This window comes from Salinibacterium sp. dk2585 (genome assembly GCF_008001035.1).
In the GTDB taxonomy this organism is placed as follows: Bacteria; Actinomycetota; Actinomycetes; order Actinomycetales; family Microbacteriaceae; genus Homoserinimonas.
This window is the reverse complement of record NZ_CP042856.1, coordinates 2,093,012-2,110,104: the sequence shown is the minus strand read 5'-3', so window position 1 is coordinate 2,110,104 and position 17,093 is coordinate 2,093,012. Positions and strand designations below refer to the sequence as shown.

The window sequence follows — 17,093 nt, the reverse complement described above, 5'->3', positions numbered from 1 at the left end:
TGGCGTGATGCCCCTGATCCATGACCTGACGACCGCGCAGCGACTGGTCAGGAACTTGCTCCGAGCCCGCCGCACCCGCAACGAGCTGGCCGGCCGCCTGCGCACGGTCCAGAAGCCCGCGCCCCAGAGCATCCAGATCGCCGTCTACTTTGCGGATGCCGCGGTGAACATGTACCAGGTGCGCCAGTGGTACGCGCCCCTCGCCGAACTCGCGAAGCGCTGGCCGGTTGCGATCATCGCCCGCACGCCCAGCACGATGCTGCGCCTCCTCGACGAATCGCCCGTGCCTGTCGTGTACGCACGCAAGGTCGCCGACCTCGAGCAGTTCGTCGCCGATCAGGAACTCCGTATCGTCTTCTACGTCAACCAGAACTCGCGCAACTTCCAGATGTTCCGCTACGGCCGCATGTGGCACGTGTTCATCAACCACGGCGAGTCCGACAAGATGTACATGACGACGAACCAGTTCAAGGCGTATGACTACAGCCTCATCGCGGGCGCGGCGGCCCACGACCGTTTGAGCCGCAAGCTTTGGGACTTCGATGTCGACCGTCGCACGATCCAGATCGGGCGACCGCAGGCCGATCACATGCAGGGCGAACTGCCCTACATGCCAGACGAGCGCACGGTCGTGCTGTACTCGCCCACCTGGGAAGGCGACCGCGCCGCAGCGGCGTATGGGTCGGTGGCCTCGCACGGCGTCGCCCTGACGCGGGCCCTGCTCGGCGACGCGCGCTTCCGGCTCATCTATCGCCCGCATCCGCGCACGGGCGTGCTCGACCCCGCGACCAAGTCGGCGCACGAGCAGATCGTCGCCGCGATTGCCGCGGCAAACGCGGCGGACTCGCGCGCGCAGCACATCTACGACGATGGCCCGACGCTCGGCTGGCAGCTGGCGAGCGCGGATGTCGCGATCACCGACATCTCGGCCATGATCTACGACCGGCTCGCGACCGGCAAGCCGCTCATTGTGACGAGGCCGGCATCCCCCCAGGCGGATGTCGACGAGGAGGGCTACCTCGGTGCGGCCGAATGGCTCTCGGCGGGGCAGGCGACGGATGTCGTCTCGCACGTCGACCGCGTAAGGGACGACGAGAAGGCGCTTGCGACGCTGCGATTCTGGGTCAAGCGGCACTTCGGCGACACGACGCCGGGCGCCGCGACCGCGCGCTTCCACGCGGCCGTCGAGCAGCTCATGGGGGAGTGGGACCGGCACGCCGAGATCCACCGCGACGACCGCATCGACAGCGAGGTCGACCCCTTCACGGGTGACGACGACGAAGAGACCGCGCCCGTCGGGGAGTGACGCAGGGCACCGGCCCGCTCAGCGCTCAGGAGTGTCGAGCGGCTCGGCCGCGTCGAGCTCGATGGAGCCGCCCGGCTCGGCCGAAGCAGCGGGATCTCCGGGACCACCGGGCCCGGCGCTCTCGTGGCTCGGCGCGGCAGGGAGCTGACGGCGGAGTGGCACGAGCGTGGGCGAGACCTTCGGCACCCGCTTGATGAGCGGTGTACGAGGCGGCTTCAACTGCTCAAGGTTTGGCGGGAAGGTGGCGGGCGCCGGCCCGAAGGCGTCGCGGGAGGCTGCAACGATCTTGCGTCCGAGCAGGTGACTCGCGGTGCCACCGACAACCGCACCGACACCGAAGGGCAGCAGGCGGCCGAGGGCGTTCGTGGAGGTGTTGCGGACGAAGCGGGCGAGGAAGGCGCGCTTGACCCGGTCGGCGATCGGCCCGGTGAAGGCCTGGGGCACGGAGCGGCCGATGATGTCGCCCCAGAAGGCGGTGCGCGGCACGCCCCTGCCGGTCGCCTGCGCCGCGAGGCTGCGCACGAGCTCTGCGCCCGGGGTGCCGAGCATCATGGCCATGACGATCGTGCGGGCGCGGTCGGGGTCGGTCACGGCGATCCCGTGGATCTCAGTCACCGACTGGGCGAAGAGGGCGCTCACCTCGAGGAAGACGCCCGTCTCGACCCCCGTCAGTGCGAGGCTCGCACCGGTTCCGATCCCGGGCACGATGGCGGCGGCACCGACGCCCGCACCACCCGAGGTGACGACTGCGAGGTAGTGCTTCTCGAGGACGCGGATGATCTGCTCGGGGGAGGCATCCGGATGCTTCCTCCGCACGTTCCGCACATGCGCGAGCACGGCGGGCCGCTGCGTGGTGAGCAGCCGGTCGAAGCCGCGGACAGCCATCGTCGGCGCCGCGTCCTGCATCGGTGTTGTTTGGGTCTGGTCGGTCACTGCAGCCCCCTTCTGGCCCGGGCGTCCAATTGTAGGAGCGTGAGTCTGGAGGAGTGCCGCGTGCGCGCGCGAGCGGAAAGTGCTGTCAGCCCGCAACCATGCCGTCGGTCTCCCGGCCGGCCATGAACTGGGACTGGTACAGCTCGTAGTAGGCCCCGCGGCGCTCGAGCAGCCTCTCGTGGTTGCCCTGCTCCACGATGCGGCCGTCCTGCATCACAAGAATCGTGTGGGCGTCGCGGATGGTCGAGAGCCGGTGTGCGATCACGAAGGAGGTGCGTTCCGTGCGGAGGGCCGCCATGGCCTGCTGCACGAGGAGTTCGGTGCGGGTGTCGACCGAGGAGGTCGCCTCGTCGAGGATGAGCAGGGCGGGGTTGGCGAGGAACGCGCGCGCAATCGTGATGAGCTGCCGCTCACCGGCAGAGACGCTGCCACCGTCGGCGTCGAGCACGGTGTCGTAGCCCTCGGGCAGCTGGCGCACGAAACGGTCGACCATCGTGGCCTCGGCCGCCGCAATGACCTCGTCGTCTGTGGCATCCAGTCGGCCGTAGCGGATGTTCTCGCGGATCGTGCCCTCGAAGAGGAATGCGTCCTGCAGCACCATGCCGACCTGCGAGCGAAGTTCTGCGCGCGAGAGCTTGGTGATGTCGACCCCGTCGAGCAGGATTCGCCCCGCGCTGAGCTCGTAGAAGCGCATGACGAGGTTCACGAGCGTCGTCTTGCCCGCACCGGTCGGTCCGACGATCGCGACCGTCTGCCCGGGTTCGGCGGAGAACGACAGGTCTTCGATGAGCGGCTTCTCGGGCGAGTACGAGAACGTGACGCCCTCGAACTCGACGTGCCCGTCGGGGCGGGCGGGCAGCCGCTCCTCGGGTGTCTCGGTCTCCTGCTCCTCGGCGTCGAGCAGTTCGAAGGTGCGCTCGGCCGAGGCGACGCCGGACTGCAGCATGTTCGCCATTCCCGCCATCTCGCTGAGGGGCTGCGAGAACTCGCGCGAGTACTGGATGAAGGCGGTCGCGTCGCCGAGCGTGAGATTGCCGGTCGCGACCCGCAGCCCGCCGACGACCGCGATGAGCACATACGACAGGTACGACACGAAGGTCATGGCCGGCATGATCATGCCTGAGACGAACTGCGCTCCGGATGCTGCGCGGTAGAGGTCGTCGTTGCGCCGGTCGAACTCCTCGAGCATTTCGCGGTCGCGGCCGAACACGCGCACGATCTCCTGGCCCGAGAAGGTCTCCTCGATGTGCCCGTTGAGGTGGCCTGTGTTCTTCCATTGGGCAGCGAAGAGCTTCTGGGAACGCACACCGATGACGCCCGCGATGATGGCGGAGAGCGGCAGCGCGATGAGGGCGATGAGGGCGAGTTGCCACGAGACGACGAACATCATCGCGCCGATTCCGATGACCGTGAGCCCCGACTGCACGAGTTGCGAGAATGCCTGCTGCAGTGCTGCCTGGATGTTGTCGACGTCGTTCGTGACGCGCGACATGAGATCACCGCGCTGGCGGGTGTCGAAGTAGCGCAACGGCAGGCGGTTGAGCTTCTCCTCGATGTTCTGCCGCAGCCGGTAGACGACCCGCATGACGAGCTTGTTGAGGATGTAGCCCTGCGCCCACATGAGCACGGATGCCACGGTGTACATGCCGAGCACGAGCACGATGAGCCGCGCCAGCTCGTCGAACTGGACGCCCTGGCCCGGCACCACCTCGGTGCCAGAGAGCATGTCGGCGAACTGCTCATTCCCGCTCGAACGTGCCTGTTCGATGACGGTCTCGAGCGGCACGCCCTCGGGGAGCTGCGATCCGAGCACCCCGTTGAAGATGACATCCATCGCCTGGCCGAGCACCTTCGGCGCGAGCACCGTCAGCACCACTGATGCCACGACCAGCGCCACGACGACCGCCATGCCGGCCCGTTCCGGACGTAGTAGCCCGAGGAGCCGTTTCGCGGAGGGCCAGAAGTGCTGCGCCTTCCGCGCCGGCGTTTCGCCGAACATGTCGCCGTCGGCCTCGCCGGGGGTGAAGTCGGTGCCGTCGATGACGGCGTCGACCGTGGTCGGCTCGGATGCCGCATCCTTCGATGCGGGCGCGGAGCGCCTCTCCCGGCGTGCCATCACGCCACCTCCGCGCTCAGCTGCGACTCGATGATCTCCTGATACGTCGGGTCTGTCTCGAGCAGCCGTTCGTGCGTGCCGCGGGCGACGATGCGGCCGGCGTCGAGCACGATGATCTGGTCGGCCTCGCGGATCGTGGAGATGCGCTGGGCGACGATGATGACGGTCGCGTCGCTGATGGCGTCGCCGAGGGCGGCGCGCAGGCGGGCGTCCGTCGTGACGTCGAGCGCCGAGAAGGAGTCATCGAAGAGGTAGACGGCCGGTTTCGCGACGAGCGCCCGCGCGATGCTGAGTCGCTGGCGCTGTCCACCCGAGACGCTCGTTCCGCCCTGGGCAACGTGCTCGTTGAGCCCTTCGGGCATCGCGCGCACGAAGTCCTCCGCCTGCGCGATGCGCAGCGCCTCCCAGAGCTCTTCGTCCGTTGCATCCGCGTTGCCGAAGCGCAGGTTCGAGGCAATCGTGCCTGAGAACAGGTAGGGCTTCTGCGGCACGAGGGCGACGACGCTCGCCAACTGGGCTCGCGTGAGCTCCGACACGGGCACGCCGTCGATCGTCACGGACCCCTGCTGCGGGTCGTAGAGGCGGGGGATGAGGTGCACGAGCGAGGTCTTGCCCGAGCCCGTCGAGCCCACGATCGCGGTCGTCTGCCCGGGCGCCGCCTCGAAGCTCAGCCCGTCGAGCACCGGCCGCTCGGCGCCCGGGTAGCCGAATGTCACAGCCCGGAACTCGACGCGTCCATCGCGTGGCGTCGCGTGTGCCTCCCCCTGCGGCAGGGACTGGCTGCTCTCGGTCTCCAGCACCTCGTCGATGCGTTCGGCGCACACGACCGCGCGAGGCACCATCATGACCATGAAGACGCCCATCATGACGGCGATGAGGATCTGCAGCAGGTACTGCAGGAAGGCCGTCAGCGAGCCGACCTCCATCTCACCCGCATCCACGCGCTGCCCACCGAACCACAGCACGGCCGCCGTCGCGAAGTGCAGGATCATCATGATCGCCGGGAACATGAGCACGAAGAGGTTGCCGACCTTGACCGACACCCGCGTGAGGGCCTCGTTCGCACGCTGGTAACGCTCAGCCTCGAAGGGCTCGCGCACGAAGGCCCGCACGACCCGGATGCCGATGATCTGCTCGCGGAGCACCCCGTTGATGCCGTCGATGCGGTCCTGCATCTGCCGAAAGAGTGGCATCAGGAGGAAGACGAGGATGCCCACGACCAGGAACAGCACGGGCACCGACACCCACACGAGCCACGACAGCCCCGCGTCTTCACGCAACGCCATGATGATGCCGCCGACGCACATGATGGGCGTCGACACCATGAAGTTGAGCGTCATGAGCACGAGCATCTGCACCTGTTGCACGTCGTTCGTGCCGCGCGTGATGAGCGTGGCAGTGCCGAAGCGTCCCAGCTCGAGGGCGCTCAGCGAATCGACCTTGCGATAGATCGCACGACGGATGTCGCGTCCGACCGCCATCGACGTGCGGGCGCCGAAGTACACGGCCGTGATGGCCGTCGCGACCTGCACGAGGCACACGCCCAGCATGGTCACCCCGGTCGACCAGATGAAGTCGAGATCCCCCTGCGCGATGCCGCGGTCGATGATGCTCGCGTTGAGGCTCGGCAGGTACAGCGCCGCGATGGTGGAGATGAGTTGCAGCACGAAGACCGCGATGACCCATCGCGTGTACGGCTTGATCGTGCGCAGCACGAGGGAGAGGAGTGCCAAGAGGGGAGTCCTTGCGAGATGCCGGCAGGCGGAGCCGGACCGCCAACATTACCGAAGCGACCGCCCCGAGACCAGCGTTTTCTTGCTGCGGTCGGCGCTCAGGCGTTGTAGTCGGCGTTGTAGCGCTGCAACACCTCGGCGATCGGGGCATCCATCACGAGCCTGCCCTTGTCGAGGTAGAGCCCGCGGGTGCAGAAGCGCTTGAGGTCGCGTTCATTGTGCGAGACGAAGAAGAGGGTGCGGCCGCCCTCGAGCAGTTCCTCGATGCGACGGTAGCATTTCTCACGGAAGGCCTTGTCTCCCACTGCGAGCACCTCGTCGACGAGGAGGATCGGTTCCTCGAGGCGCGTGACGACCGCGAAGGCGATGCGCACCCGCATGCCGCTTGAGAGGTGCTTGTAAGGGGTGTCGAGAAAGTCGCCGATCTCGGCGAAGTCGATGATCTCGTCGAAGCGTTCCTCGATCTCGGCCCGCGACATCCCGTGCAGTCCGGCGGTGAGGAAGACGTTGTCGCGCACCGTGAGGTCGTCGACGAAACCGCCCGTGATCTCGATCAGGGGAGCGACCCCGCCATGCACGGCCACCCGCCCCTCGTCGGGCAGGATGACCTCGGCGACGAGCTTGAGCAGGGTCGACTTGCCCTGGCCGTTGCGCCCGACGACGCCGATCGCCTCGCCAGCGGTGACCGAGAAGTCGACGCCGCGCAGCGCCCAGAACTCGTCGGGCCGGTTGCGGCGCTTGCGCCCCGCGAAGAGGTCCTTGAAGCTACGGCGGGCCCGCCGGTTGCGCTTGAAACGGATGCCCGCCTCGCGCACCTCGATCACGACGGGCGCATCCGCCCTGGGCGATGGGGACGCTGCCATCAGATCTCCTTCAGCACGGCGCGCTCGGAGCGACGGAACACGAGCAACCCGATCACGAGGAAGACGACGCTCATGGCCGCGCCGATGCCGATCGTGTCCCACGCGAGCTGGTCGGGGAAGAAGGCGCCGCGGTAGAGCGAGAAGATTCCCGCGAGCGGATTGAAGGATGCCCAGAACTGCAGGTCCTTTGGGAGGTCGGTCACGCCGTAGATGATGGGCGAAGCGTAGAAGAGGAACCGGAGGGCAAGTTTCGTGGCCCGCTCCAGGTCGCGGAAGAACACGACAAGCGGCGCGACGATGAGCCCGATGCCCATGACGAGCATCCCCTGGAGCAGCACGGCGAGGGGAAAGAACACGACCTGCCAGTGCAGCTCAGCGCTCGTGCCGATCGCGAAGATCGCCAGCACGGGGACGCTCGCGATGAACTCGATGCCCTTCGACAACACGATGCGGTTGACCCAGATCGTGCGGGGGAGCTTCGTGGAGCGCACCAGCTTCGCCTCGCGGATGAACGCGCGCGTGCTGTCAGAGATCGCGCCGTTGAACCACATCCAGGGCAGGAGGGCGACGAGCAGGAAGACGATGTAGGGCTTTTCGCCCACCGACCGGTCGAAGACCTGCGTGAAGACGAACCAGTAGATGGATGCCATCACGAGCGGGTCGAGGATCGACCACACGTATCCGAGTGCCGACGTCGAGTACCGCACGCGCAGGTCCCGCACCGTCAGGAGCCACAGCGAACGCCGGTAACGCTCAAACGGCGACCATTGGGGTCGCGGGGAGTGGCTTACGGGCACCCGGCTATCGTATTGGGTCGCGCCCGTGCGCCTCGTGCATCCAGCCTCGACGGCGTGGGTCAGCGGAAGAGGAGGTTCGCGCGCTCAAGGTCTTCCGCGAAGTCGACCTCGACGGCGTAGAGGTCCGAGATGTCGAGCGGCTCGACCTTGAGGCCGTCCTGCTCGATCGCAAGCTCGATGCCGCGCTCGAAGTAGTCCTGGTCGCCGACGCGCGCGAGCTGGCGCAGGAGCACCGCCTTGTCATCGCGCGAGATGTAGTTGATGCCGACGGCCTCGCCGAGCCCGCCCTTGACGGTCTTCGAGAGCTCGCGGATGTAGCCGTGCATGTCGGTCGTGTACTTGACCTCCTCGTCGGAGACCTTTGCCGTATTGACGGTCACGAACGACTGGTCGCGGGCGACCAGCTTGGCCGCGCGCTCGAGGGCCTCGGGGTCGAAGACGACGTCACCGTTCATCCACAGCACGCCGCCGGACGTCGAGGCGCGGAGGGCGCGCATGAGGCTCTTCGAAGTGTTCGTGACGTCGTACTGCTCGTTGTAGACGAAGGATGCCTCAGGGAACGCCTCGATGATGTGCTCGAGCTTGTAGCCGACGACAATGCTCACCTTGGCGTTGCGGCCGAATGCCTGGTGGATGTTGTCGAACTGCTGCTGCATGATCGTGCGTCCATCACTCAGCTCGGTCAGCGACTTGGGCAGGCTGCGGCCGAGCCGGCTGCCCATTCCAGCGGCGAGGATGACGATCTGGGTGCTCACGAGTTGCTCCTTATTGAAGAGTGCAGTCTAGGGGCCGCGCCTTGGGGAAGCCCTGACAGGACGCTGATCGCTCGCCGAGTAACGGCGGGATCTTCACGTGCCGTTTACGGTGCAGCAGAAAATGGGACACCTCGTTGTGCTGGTCTCTACGGTAGCGAGAAGTGTGCCTACAAGGAGGGGTTCCCAGCGCACTGTCGTCAATTCGTGACCCAAACGCGACCTGGCCCTCCTGTGATGGCCTACAGGTTGGTACGGTTGACCGGTGACAAAGGACCCTGCAGCCGAGACGACGCCCTTCTCGATCGAGCAGGCCCTTACGCGGTTCGACCAACTCATCGAGCGGCTCGGCACGACGCAGCGTCCCGCCGAGGTCGAGCCAAAGGAGTCGATCGCCGTGGAGGTCGAGCCAGGCGTGCCAGATGCGATCGACGAGGTCGTCGAGACTGCTGACGTCGAGGCGCCGGAGGTGCCATCCGCTGTCCCCGCCGCGACGCCGCAGGCCAGCGTGCCGGACCCCTACGCGGATGCCCCCGTCGTGCTTGAGGTATCCGGCCTCGTCAAGCGATTCGGTTCCACGGTCGCAGTCGACGGCGTCGACCTCGAGGTGCGCGCCGGGCAGATCTTTGGCATCGTCGGCCCGAATGGCGCGGGCAAGACGACGACCCTGTCGATCGTCACCGGCGTCCTGCGTCCCGACCAGGGCAACGTGCTCGTCGGCGGCCGGGATGTCTGGGTCGAGCCGGCGGCGGCGAAGCGCGACATGGGCATCCTGCCCGACCGCCTGCTGCTCTTCGACCGTCTCACGGGGCGCCAGCTCCTCTACTACTCGGGCATGCTGCGCGGCCTCGACCGGGCGACCGTGCTCTCGCGCACGGAGGAACTCATCAGGGCCTTCGACCTCGAAGATTCCCAGGATCGCCTCGTGACCGACTATTCGGCGGGCATGACGCGCAAGGTGGCGCTCGCCGCAGCGCTCATCCACTCGCCGCGCCTGCTCATCCTCGACGAACCCTTCGAGTCGGTCGACGCCGTCTCGGTCGCGACCGTGCTCGACATCCTGCGGCGCTATGCGGATGCGGGCGGCACGGTCGTGCTCTCGAGCCACAGCATGGACCTCGTCGAAAGCGTGTGTGACTCGATCGCGGTCGTCGCGGAGGGGCGGGTGCTCACGAGCGGAACGACGGCGAGCGTGCGCGGCGACGCCACCCTGGAGGAACGCTTCGTCAGGCTCATCGGCGAACTGCAGCCGGGGGAGGACATGGAGTGGTTGCGCTCTTTCTCCGTCTGAGGCTCACGCAACTGGCGCACGCCCTGCGGCGCAGGCCAGAGCAACTCTTCGGCCTCGCACTCCTGCTCGGCCTCGGCATTGCCCTCACCGGTTACGTCACTGAATCGTTCCTCGACCCGAACGTCTTTCCCACACGGGATGCCGCGACGGCCGGCGTCATCGTCGGCTCGCTCGTGACTCTCGGCTTCTTCGTCGTTCCCGTGGTCGCCTCATCCGATGACGTGGCAGATCCCCGTGTGTTCGGCCCCCTCGGAGTCGAGCCCCTCGTGGTCGCGCGCGGGCTTGCGCTGAGCGCACTACTCAGCGTCCCCTCCGTCCTGCTCATCGTCACGGCCGGTGCGTACTTCGTTGCATGGTCGCAGCATCCCGGGGTCGGCCTCGTGGCCTTCCTTGCCTCCGTGCTCATCGTCGTGACGGGCGTGCTCGGCGCTCGGCTCATGCGTTCATTCGCTGCGCTCGTGTTCTCGACTCGCAGGCTGCGTGAACTCGCGGGCATTCTCGGTGTCTTCGCCCTCCTGGCGTGCTTGCCCTTCGTGCTGGCACTCCTGCTCGGCATGAGGGAGGCGTCGATCGTCGAGCGACTCGGCGGGGCCGCTGCCGGGCTCGGGGCCTCGCCGCTCGGCCAGGCCTGGGCCGCGCCCACCCTCGCCGCAGCAGGCGACATGGGTGGGGCGTGGCTGAAGCTCGCGCTCGCCGCGCTCTTCGTGGCAGCGCTGTGGCTGCTCTGGCATGCGCTCGTGATCGTCATGCTCCGTTCTCAGGCATCCGCCGAACTGTCGGCCGAGTGGGGCGGCAGGGGGCTCGGCTGGTTCGACCTGCTTCCCAGGAGCGAAGCGGGCGTCATCGCGGCGCGCAGCCTCAGCTACTGGGCGCGGGACGGCCGCTACAAGCTTGCCCTCGCGGTCATCCCCGTCGTCTCGCTCATCGTCGTCATTCCCTTCCTCGTCGTCGGCGTGTGGTGGCAGAACCTCGCGCTCGTACCGCTTCCGGTCGCCTGCCTGTTCCTCGGCTGGTTGCTGCACAACGACCTCGCCTACGACAGTTCCGCGCTCTGGCTCCATGTCGCCTCCAACGTGAGCGGATGGGCCGACCGGGTCGGCCGGGCCCTGCCGGTGTTGGGCCTAGGACTCGGCGTCATCGCGGTGCTCGCGCCCATCTCGGTGCTGCTCTACGGTGACTGGACCGTCTTTCCGTCCATGATCGGTGTCTGCCTGGCCCTGCTGCTCGGCGGCGTCGGCATCTCGAGCGTCACGTCCGTGCGGATGCCCTACGCCGCGGTGAGGCCGGGCAGCAGCCCCTTCGCGCAGCCGCAGTCCTCCGGTAGCGCAGCGGGACAGGCGGTCTCGTTCTTCCTCATCGTGCTGTGTGCCCTGCCCGCCCTCGGTCTTGCCGCACTGCAACTCGCCGAGGGAGGCAGCTGGGGCATGCTGTCGCTCGCGGCCGGTGCGGGCGTCGGACTGCTCGTGCTCGTGCTCGGCTTCGCGATCGGGGCACGGACCTTCTCTCGGCAGGCGCCCGAGTTGCTCGCCTTCACGCTCCGCAACTGAGTCACGATGGGCCGATCTTGTCAGCCCTGAAGCCGACCGAAGCGCCTACCATTGATGCCATGAGCGACACTGAGCACACCGGCGGCGGCACCGACACCCTCGACCGCGAGCTTGAAGAGCTCCTCAACCAGGAGCAGGTGGAAGATGGCGACCACGAGCGCTACTCCCACTATGTCAACAAGGACAAGATCATGAAGTCGGCCCTCACGGGTCGACCCGTCATTGCGCTGTGCGGCAAGGTGTGGACGCCCGGGCGCGATCCCCAGAAGTTTCCCGTGTGCCCCGTGTGCAAAGAAATCTACGAGTCCATGAAGAAGTAGCGACCATGTTCCGCATCGACCCCACCTCGGCCACGCCGCCGTTCGAACAGCTGCGGGGGCAGGTCATCGAGCAGGTCAAGAGCGGACGTCTCGCTTCGGGTGCGAAGCTGCCGACGGTTCGTGGCCTCGCTGTCGACCTCGGAGTCGCGGCCAACACGGTCGCTCGCGCCTACCGCGAGCTCGAGGCCGACGGCATCATCGAGACGCGCGGCCGCGCCGGCACCTTCGTGGCCGCGGCGGGGGATGCCTCGGAGCGCCGGGTGCAGGAACTCGCGCGACAGTTCGCGGCCGACGTGCGACGGCTCGGTGTCGATGAGAACGCTGCGCTCGACTGGGTCGAAGCGGCGCTGCGCTCCTGAAGCCGGCTTTCACAATTCAGGAACTGGCTTTCACAATTCAGGAACTGGCCCTCCCAATTCAGGGGCCCGGCTCCTGAATTGTGAGAGTGATCTCCTGAGTTGGGAAAGTGACCTCCCGGGTTGCGATACGCTCCGCTACTCAAGCCGCGCAAGCAAGCTCCGCTACTGGGCCCGCACAACGAAAGAAGCCCCGGCCGAGGCCGGGGCTTCTTCAGTTCTGGCGAAGGACTAGAACTGGTTCATCGTGTTGTTGTGGCCGCCGGCCTTGAGGGCCGCGTCTCCCGCGAAGTACTCCTTGTGGTTGTCGCCGATGTCGGAGCCCGCCATGTTCTGGTGCTTGACGGTCGCGATTCCCTCGCGGATCTCGCGGCGCTGCACGCCCTTGACGTAGGCGAGCATGCCCTGGTCGGCGAAGTAACCCTTGGCAAGGTCATCCGTCGACAGCGCAGCCGTGTGGTACGTCGGCAGCGTGATGAGGTGGTGGAAGATGCCCGCCTTGGCCGAGCCCTCCTTCTGGAAGTTGCGGATCATCTCGTCCGCCACCGTGGCGAGCTCGGTCTCGTCGTAGTCGACGTTCATGAGCTTGTCGCGGTCGTAGGCCGAGACATCCTTGCCCTCTTCGACCAGCTTGTCGAAGGCCTGCTGGCGGAAGTTGAGGGTCCAGTTGAACGACGGGCTGTTGTTGTAGACGAGCTTGGCGTTCGGGAACACCTTGCGCACCTCGTCGACCATGCCGGCGATCTGGCCAACGTGCGGCTTCTCGGTCTCGATCCAGAGCAGGTCGGCACCGTTTTGCAGCGAGGTGATGCAGTCGAGCACGCAGCGTGCCTCACCCGTGCCCTGGCGGAACTGGTAAAGGTTGCTCGCGAGGCGCTTCGGGCGCAGCAGCTTGCCGTCGCGCTTGATGACGACGTCGCCGTTGCCGAGCTCGGCGTCGGAGATCTCCTCGACATCGAGGAAGGCGTTGTACTGGTCGCCCAGGTCACCCGGCGTCTGCGTGACGGCGAGCTTCTGCGTGAGGCCGGCGCCGAGCGAGTCGGTGCGGGCGACGATCACGCCGTTGTCGATGCCGAGCTCGAGGAACGCATAGCGCACCGCGTTGATCTTGGCGATGAAGTCCTCGTGGGGAACCGTGACCTTGCCGTCCTGGTGGCCGCACTGCTTCTCGTCAGAGACCTGGTTCTCGATCTGGATGGCACACGCGCCGGCCTCGATCATCTTCTTGGCGAGGAGGTAGGTCGCCTCGGGGTTTCCAAAGCCGGCGTCGATGTCCGCGATGATCGGCACGACGTGCGTCTCGTAGTTGTCGATCTGCGACTGGATGAGCTCCACGGAGGTCTCGTCACCGGCCGAGCGGGCGGCGTCGAGCTTCGTGAAGAGCAGGTCGAGCTCGCGAGCATCCGCCTGGCGCAGGAAGGTGTAGAGCTCCTCGATCAGCGCGGGCACGGCCGTCTTCTCGTGCATCGACTGGTCGGGCAGCGGGCCGAACTCCGAGCGAAGCGCCGCGACCATCCATCCCGAGAGGTACAGGTAGCGCTTGTTAGTGGTCTTGAGGTGCTTCTTGATCGAGATGAGCTTCTGCTGGCCGATGAAGCCGTGCCACACGCCAAGGGACTGCGTGTAGACGGAGGAGTCGGCGTCGTACTCTGCCATGTCGCGGCGCATGATGTCTGCCGTGTACTGGGCGATCTCGAGGCCCGTCTTGAAGCGGTTCTGGGCGCGCATGCGGGCGACCGACTCGGGGTTGATGGCGTCCCAGCTGCTGCCGTACTGCTGCTTGAGGGCCTCGATCGACGCGATGTCGTCCTGATACGTGGTCATGGTGCTGATTCCTTCGTTGGTGGGATGGGGCTGGTGTTGGTCAGGCGGATGCGACGGGCTGAGGTTCCTCGACGAGGTAGCGCGTGTAGGCCGTGATCGTGAGGAAGGTCGGGTACTCCTCGCGGAGCGCGACCTCACGGAATACGTCGATCGCGTCGTCGAAGCGGTCGCCGTCGAAGCGCTCGAGGCCGAGGCGCTCGATGATGCCCTCGACGACCTCCGTGCAGATGACGGTGCCCTCTTCCGTGACGGTGTTCTGATGGATCCACTGCCAGATCTGCGAACGGCTGATCTCGGCTGTCGCGGCGTCCTCCATGAGGTTGTCGATCGCGGCGGCGCCGACACCGCGCAGCCACGACTCGATGTAGCGAATGGCGATAGAGACGTTGTCGCGAAGTCCGGCATCCGTCACGGTGCCGCCGATCGAGCGGATGTCGAGCAGCTGGTCGCGGGTGACGTGCACGTCGTCGCGCAGGCGGTCGACCTGGTTGGGCTTCTCGCCGAGCACGGCGTCGAACTCCGTCTTCGCCGTCGGGATGAGGTCGGGGTGGGCGACCCAGGTGCCGTCGAAGCCGTCATTCGCCTCGCGGCGCTTGTCGGTGGCGACCTGCTCGAGGGCGCGCTCGGTGACCTCGGGGTCGCGGCGGTTGGGGATGAAGGCGCTCATGCCGCCGATCGCGAAGGCGCCGCGCTTGTGGCAGGTGCTCACGAGCAGCTCGGTGTAGGCCCGCATGAAGGGCACCGTCATGGTGATCTGGTTGCGGTCGGGCATGACGTACCACTGCCCGCGGCCGCGGTAGTTCTTGATGATCGAGAAGATGTAGTCCCAGCGGCCGGCGTTGAGGCCGGCGCAGTGGTCACGGAGTTCGTAGAGGATCTCCTCCATTTCGAACGCTGCGGGGATCGTCTCGATGAGCACCGTGGCGCGGATCGTGCCGTGCTCGATGCCGAGGTACTCCTCCGAGAACGAGAACACCTCGTTCCAGAGGCGGGCCTCGAGGTGCGACTCGAGCTTCGGCAGGTAGAAGTAGGGGCCGCGGCCCTGCTCGATGAGCTTCGTCGCGTTGTGGAAGAAGTAGAGGCCAAAGTCGACGAGGCTGCCGGACGCGGCCATGCTGATGCCTGTGCGGTCGATGAAGCGCAGGTGCTTCTCGACGAGGTGCCAGCCGCGCGGGCGGAACACGATCGTGGGGGTGCGCTCGGCCGTGACCGCGTAGGTCTTGCCCTCGGGGCTCGTGTAGTCGAGCTGGCCGCGGAGGAAGTCGTAGAGAGTGATCTGGCCGCCGATGACGTTCGCCCAGGTGGGGCTCGTCGCGTCTTCCTGGTCAGCGAGCCACACGTTGGCGCCCGAGTTGAGTGCGTTGATCGCCATCTTGCGGTCGGTCGGGCCGGTGATCTCGACGCGGCGGTCTTCGAGGCCGGGGCCGGCCCCCGCGACCTTCCAGGAGTCGTCGTTGCGGATGTGCTCCGTCTCGGGCAGGAAGCGCAGGTCGCGTCCATTGCCGAGGTCGAAGCGCCGCTGCATCCGGTCGGCGAGTCGGTCGTGCCGCTGGCCACTGAAGCGAGCGTGGAGTGCTGCCACGAACGCAAGGGCCTCGTCGGTGAGGATCTCGTCGAAGCGGTCCCGCTGGGGGCCCGTGATCTCGATTGTGGGGTTCATGGTGTGACCTTTCGTCCGGTGCTTTCCCCAACTCTGACCCAAGAATTAGGCCTCTTCCGGCGAAATCAAGGCAGAAGATTTGCCATTCTTCTGTTGCATAGAAGAAGCTTGTCTGGCACCCTGAATCCATGACCGACATGCTCGCCCCGCCCGTCGACGAGACGCTCGACGCCCTCACGATCGGAAAGCGCATCCGCCAGCTCCGCACTGAGCGCGGCATGACGCTCGACGACCTCGGAGCAGCCATCGGCCGGGCACCTTCCCAGGTGAGCGTGCTCGAGAACGGCAAGCGCGAACCCCGCCTAAGTGACCTGCAGACGCTCGCCCGCGCCCTCGGCGTCGGACTCGAGGCGCTGCTCGCGACCGAGGCGCCCTCCAAGCGCGCCGCACTCGAGATCGCCCTCGAACGCGCGCAACGTGGACCCCTCTACTCCTCGCTCGGGCTGCCACCCCTCCCCGTGCGCAAGTCGCTCAGCGATGAAGCCATCGAGACGATCCTCGGGCTGCACGCCGAGCTGGAACGCCTGCACCGGCAGCGTGCCGCGACGCCGGAGGAGGCACGCAGGGCGAACACCGAGCTGCGCCAGCAGATGCGCACGCAGAACAACTACTTTCCTGAGCTCGAGGAGACCGCAGCGAGGCTCCTCTCGGCGGTCGGCCACACGGGAGGGCCACTCTCGCAGCGCATCGCCTCCGACCTCGCCAGCCACCTCGGCTTCTCGTTGCACTACGTGAAGGACCTGCCGGCATCCACTCGCTCCGTGACCGACCGCAAGCACGGCCGCATCTACCTGCAGATGAACCCCGGCGGAGACCCGCGCACGTCGCTGCTCCAGGCGCTCGCGGGCCACGTGCTCGGCATCACGGAACCGAAGGACTATACGGAGTTCCTGCGCCAGCGCGTCGAGACGAACTACCTCGCCGCGGCGCTCATGGTGCCGGAGACGGGTGCGGTCGAGTTCCTCACGGCCGCGAAGAACGCCAAGGAGCTCTCGGTCGAAGACCTGCGCGACACCTTCGCTGTCACCTACGAGACGGCGGCGCACCGCTTCACAAACCTCTCGACGCAGCACCTCGGCATCCCCGTGCACTTCCTCAAGGTGCATGAGTCGGGCACGATCTCGAAGGCCTACGAGAACGACAATGCGGCCTTCCCGACGGATGCCCTCGGCGCCGTCGAGGGGCAGGTCGTGTGTCGCCGGTGGAGCGCCCGGCAGGTGTTCGACGTCGATGACCGCTTTAGCCCGTACCACCAGTACACGGACAAGCCCGCGGGAACCTACTGGTGCACCTCGAGCATCCAGACGACGCACCAGGGTGCCTTCTCGGTGAGTGTCGGCACGCCCTTCGCTAACGTGAAGTGGTTCCGCGGCCGCGACACCAAGCATCGCCAGGTGTCGTCGTGCCCTGACCCCGCCTGCTGCCGCAAGCCGCCGGGAGAACTCTCCACCAAGTGGGCCGAGCACGCCCTCCCGAGCGCGAGCCTCAACTCCTCGCTGCTCGCGGCCGTGCCCTCAGGTTCGCTCACGGGCATTGACCAGAGCGAGGTCTACGCGTTCCTGGAGTCGCACGCGCCCGGGGACTGACTTTCACAA

The 17,093-nt window shown here is 66.9% G+C and carries 14 protein-coding genes; 6 read left to right on the top strand and 8 right to left on the bottom strand.

The genetic code is table 11. The features are described from left to right. Nucleotides 1-7 precede the first annotated feature (7 nt). Entirely contained in the window at nucleotides 8-1,306 is a 1,299-nt protein-coding gene (locus FVA74_RS09910; RefSeq protein ID WP_147722030.1) for a CDP-glycerol glycerophosphotransferase family protein, read from the top strand. An 18-nt stretch (nucleotides 1,307-1,324) separates the two neighbouring features. On the opposite strand, the gene FVA74_RS09905 is transcribed toward FVA74_RS09910, so the two are convergent. The 6 genes from FVA74_RS09905 to FVA74_RS09880 form a co-directional block, all read right to left on the bottom strand. Further along, nucleotides 1,325-2,239 carry a hypothetical protein gene (locus FVA74_RS09905; protein ID WP_147722028.1) on the bottom strand — a complete coding sequence of 305 codons (915 nt, stop codon included), beginning with the start codon at nucleotides 2,237-2,239 and terminating at the stop codon, nucleotides 1,325-1,327. Between the two features lie 85 nt (nucleotides 2,240-2,324). Beyond that, nucleotides 2,325-4,355, bottom strand: coding sequence for an ABC transporter ATP-binding protein (locus tag FVA74_RS09900; RefSeq protein WP_147722026.1), 2,031 nt, complete (start codon nucleotides 4,353-4,355; stop codon nucleotides 2,325-2,327). Next, nucleotides 4,355-6,088, bottom strand: a complete 1,734-nt coding sequence (locus tag FVA74_RS09895; RefSeq protein WP_147722024.1) for an ABC transporter ATP-binding protein — start codon at nucleotides 6,086-6,088, stop codon at nucleotides 4,355-4,357. Before FVA74_RS09895 ends, FVA74_RS09900 begins: the two co-directional genes overlap by 1 nt. A 98-nt stretch (nucleotides 6,089-6,186) precedes the next feature. After that, entirely contained in the window at nucleotides 6,187-6,951 is a 765-nt protein-coding gene (locus FVA74_RS09890) for an ABC transporter ATP-binding protein (protein ID WP_147722022.1), read from the bottom strand. Next, the gene (locus tag FVA74_RS09885) at nucleotides 6,951-7,748 is read right to left on the bottom strand and encodes an ABC transporter permease (protein WP_222705960.1); all 798 of its coding nucleotides are present in this window, start codon (nucleotides 7,746-7,748) and stop codon (nucleotides 6,951-6,953) included. The genes FVA74_RS09890 and FVA74_RS09885 overlap by 1 nt, the downstream gene beginning before the upstream one ends. A 59-nt stretch (nucleotides 7,749-7,807) precedes the next feature. Beyond that, nucleotides 7,808-8,503 (bottom strand): NTP transferase domain-containing protein, encoded by a 696-nt coding sequence (locus FVA74_RS09880; protein ID WP_147722020.1) that lies wholly within the window; start codon nucleotides 8,501-8,503, stop codon nucleotides 7,808-7,810. 262 nt (nucleotides 8,504-8,765) lie between these two features. Between FVA74_RS09880 and FVA74_RS09875 the strand changes: the two genes are divergently transcribed. Genes FVA74_RS09875 through FVA74_RS09860 form a run of 4 tightly spaced genes read left to right on the top strand, consistent with a single transcriptional unit; the run spans nucleotide 8,766 to nucleotide 12,017 of the window. Beyond that, complete coding sequence (locus FVA74_RS09875; protein ID WP_240792202.1) at nucleotides 8,766-9,791, top strand: ABC transporter ATP-binding protein; 1,026 nt, start codon at nucleotides 8,766-8,768, stop codon at nucleotides 9,789-9,791. Beyond that, the gene (locus tag FVA74_RS09870; protein WP_147722018.1) at nucleotides 9,767-11,338 is read left to right on the top strand and encodes a hypothetical protein; all 1,572 of its coding nucleotides are present in this window, start codon (nucleotides 9,767-9,769) and stop codon (nucleotides 11,336-11,338) included. Before FVA74_RS09875 ends, FVA74_RS09870 begins: the two co-directional genes overlap by 25 nt. 59 nt (nucleotides 11,339-11,397) lie before the next feature. Then, nucleotides 11,398-11,658: a DUF3039 domain-containing protein gene (locus tag FVA74_RS09865; RefSeq protein ID WP_147722015.1), complete on the top strand. Its 261-nt coding sequence runs from the start codon at nucleotides 11,398-11,400 to the stop codon at nucleotides 11,656-11,658. Nucleotides 11,659-11,663: 5 nt separating this feature from the next. Then, entirely contained in the window at nucleotides 11,664-12,017 is a 354-nt protein-coding gene (locus FVA74_RS09860) for a GntR family transcriptional regulator (protein WP_147722013.1), read from the top strand. 228 nt (nucleotides 12,018-12,245) lie between these two features. Here FVA74_RS09860 and FVA74_RS09855 read toward each other — a convergent pair whose 3' ends face one another. Next, on the bottom strand, nucleotides 12,246-13,838 hold the full coding sequence (locus FVA74_RS09855) for an isocitrate lyase (RefSeq protein WP_147722011.1): 1,593 nt from the start codon (nucleotides 13,836-13,838) through the stop codon (nucleotides 12,246-12,248). A 40-nt stretch (nucleotides 13,839-13,878) separates the two neighbouring features. Continuing rightward, nucleotides 13,879-15,498, bottom strand: coding sequence for a malate synthase A (gene aceB / locus FVA74_RS09850; RefSeq protein ID WP_147722009.1), 1,620 nt, complete (start codon nucleotides 15,496-15,498; stop codon nucleotides 13,879-13,881). A gap of 128 nt (nucleotides 15,499-15,626) precedes the next feature. On the opposite strand from aceB, the gene FVA74_RS09845 reads away from it, so the two are divergent. After that, nucleotides 15,627-17,084: a helix-turn-helix transcriptional regulator gene (locus FVA74_RS09845; RefSeq protein WP_147722007.1), complete on the top strand. Its 1,458-nt coding sequence runs from the start codon at nucleotides 15,627-15,629 to the stop codon at nucleotides 17,082-17,084. Nucleotides 17,085-17,093: the final 9 nt, after the last annotated feature.

Coding starts and splice junctions, on each gene's coding strand:
- FVA74_RS09910 (WP_147722030.1), top strand. CDS start 8: ATGCCCCTGATCCATGACCTGACGACCGCGCAGCGACTGGTCAGGAAC.
- FVA74_RS09900 (WP_147722026.1), bottom strand. CDS start 4,355: ATGGCACGCCGGGAGAGGCGCTCCGCGCCCGCATCGAAGGATGCGGCA.
- FVA74_RS09890 (WP_147722022.1), bottom strand. CDS start 6,951: ATGGCAGCGTCCCCATCGCCCAGGGCGGATGCGCCCGTCGTGATCGAG.
- FVA74_RS09865 (WP_147722015.1), top strand. CDS start 11,398: ATGAGCGACACTGAGCACACCGGCGGCGGCACCGACACCCTCGACCGC.
- FVA74_RS09860 (WP_147722013.1), top strand. CDS start 11,664: ATGTTCCGCATCGACCCCACCTCGGCCACGCCGCCGTTCGAACAGCTG.
- FVA74_RS09855 (WP_147722011.1), bottom strand. CDS start 13,838: ATGACCACGTATCAGGACGACATCGCGTCGATCGAGGCCCTCAAGCAG.
- aceB (WP_147722009.1), bottom strand. CDS start 15,498: ATGAACCCCACAATCGAGATCACGGGCCCCCAGCGGGACCGCTTCGAC.
- FVA74_RS09845 (WP_147722007.1), top strand. CDS start 15,627: ATGACCGACATGCTCGCCCCGCCCGTCGACGAGACGCTCGACGCCCTC.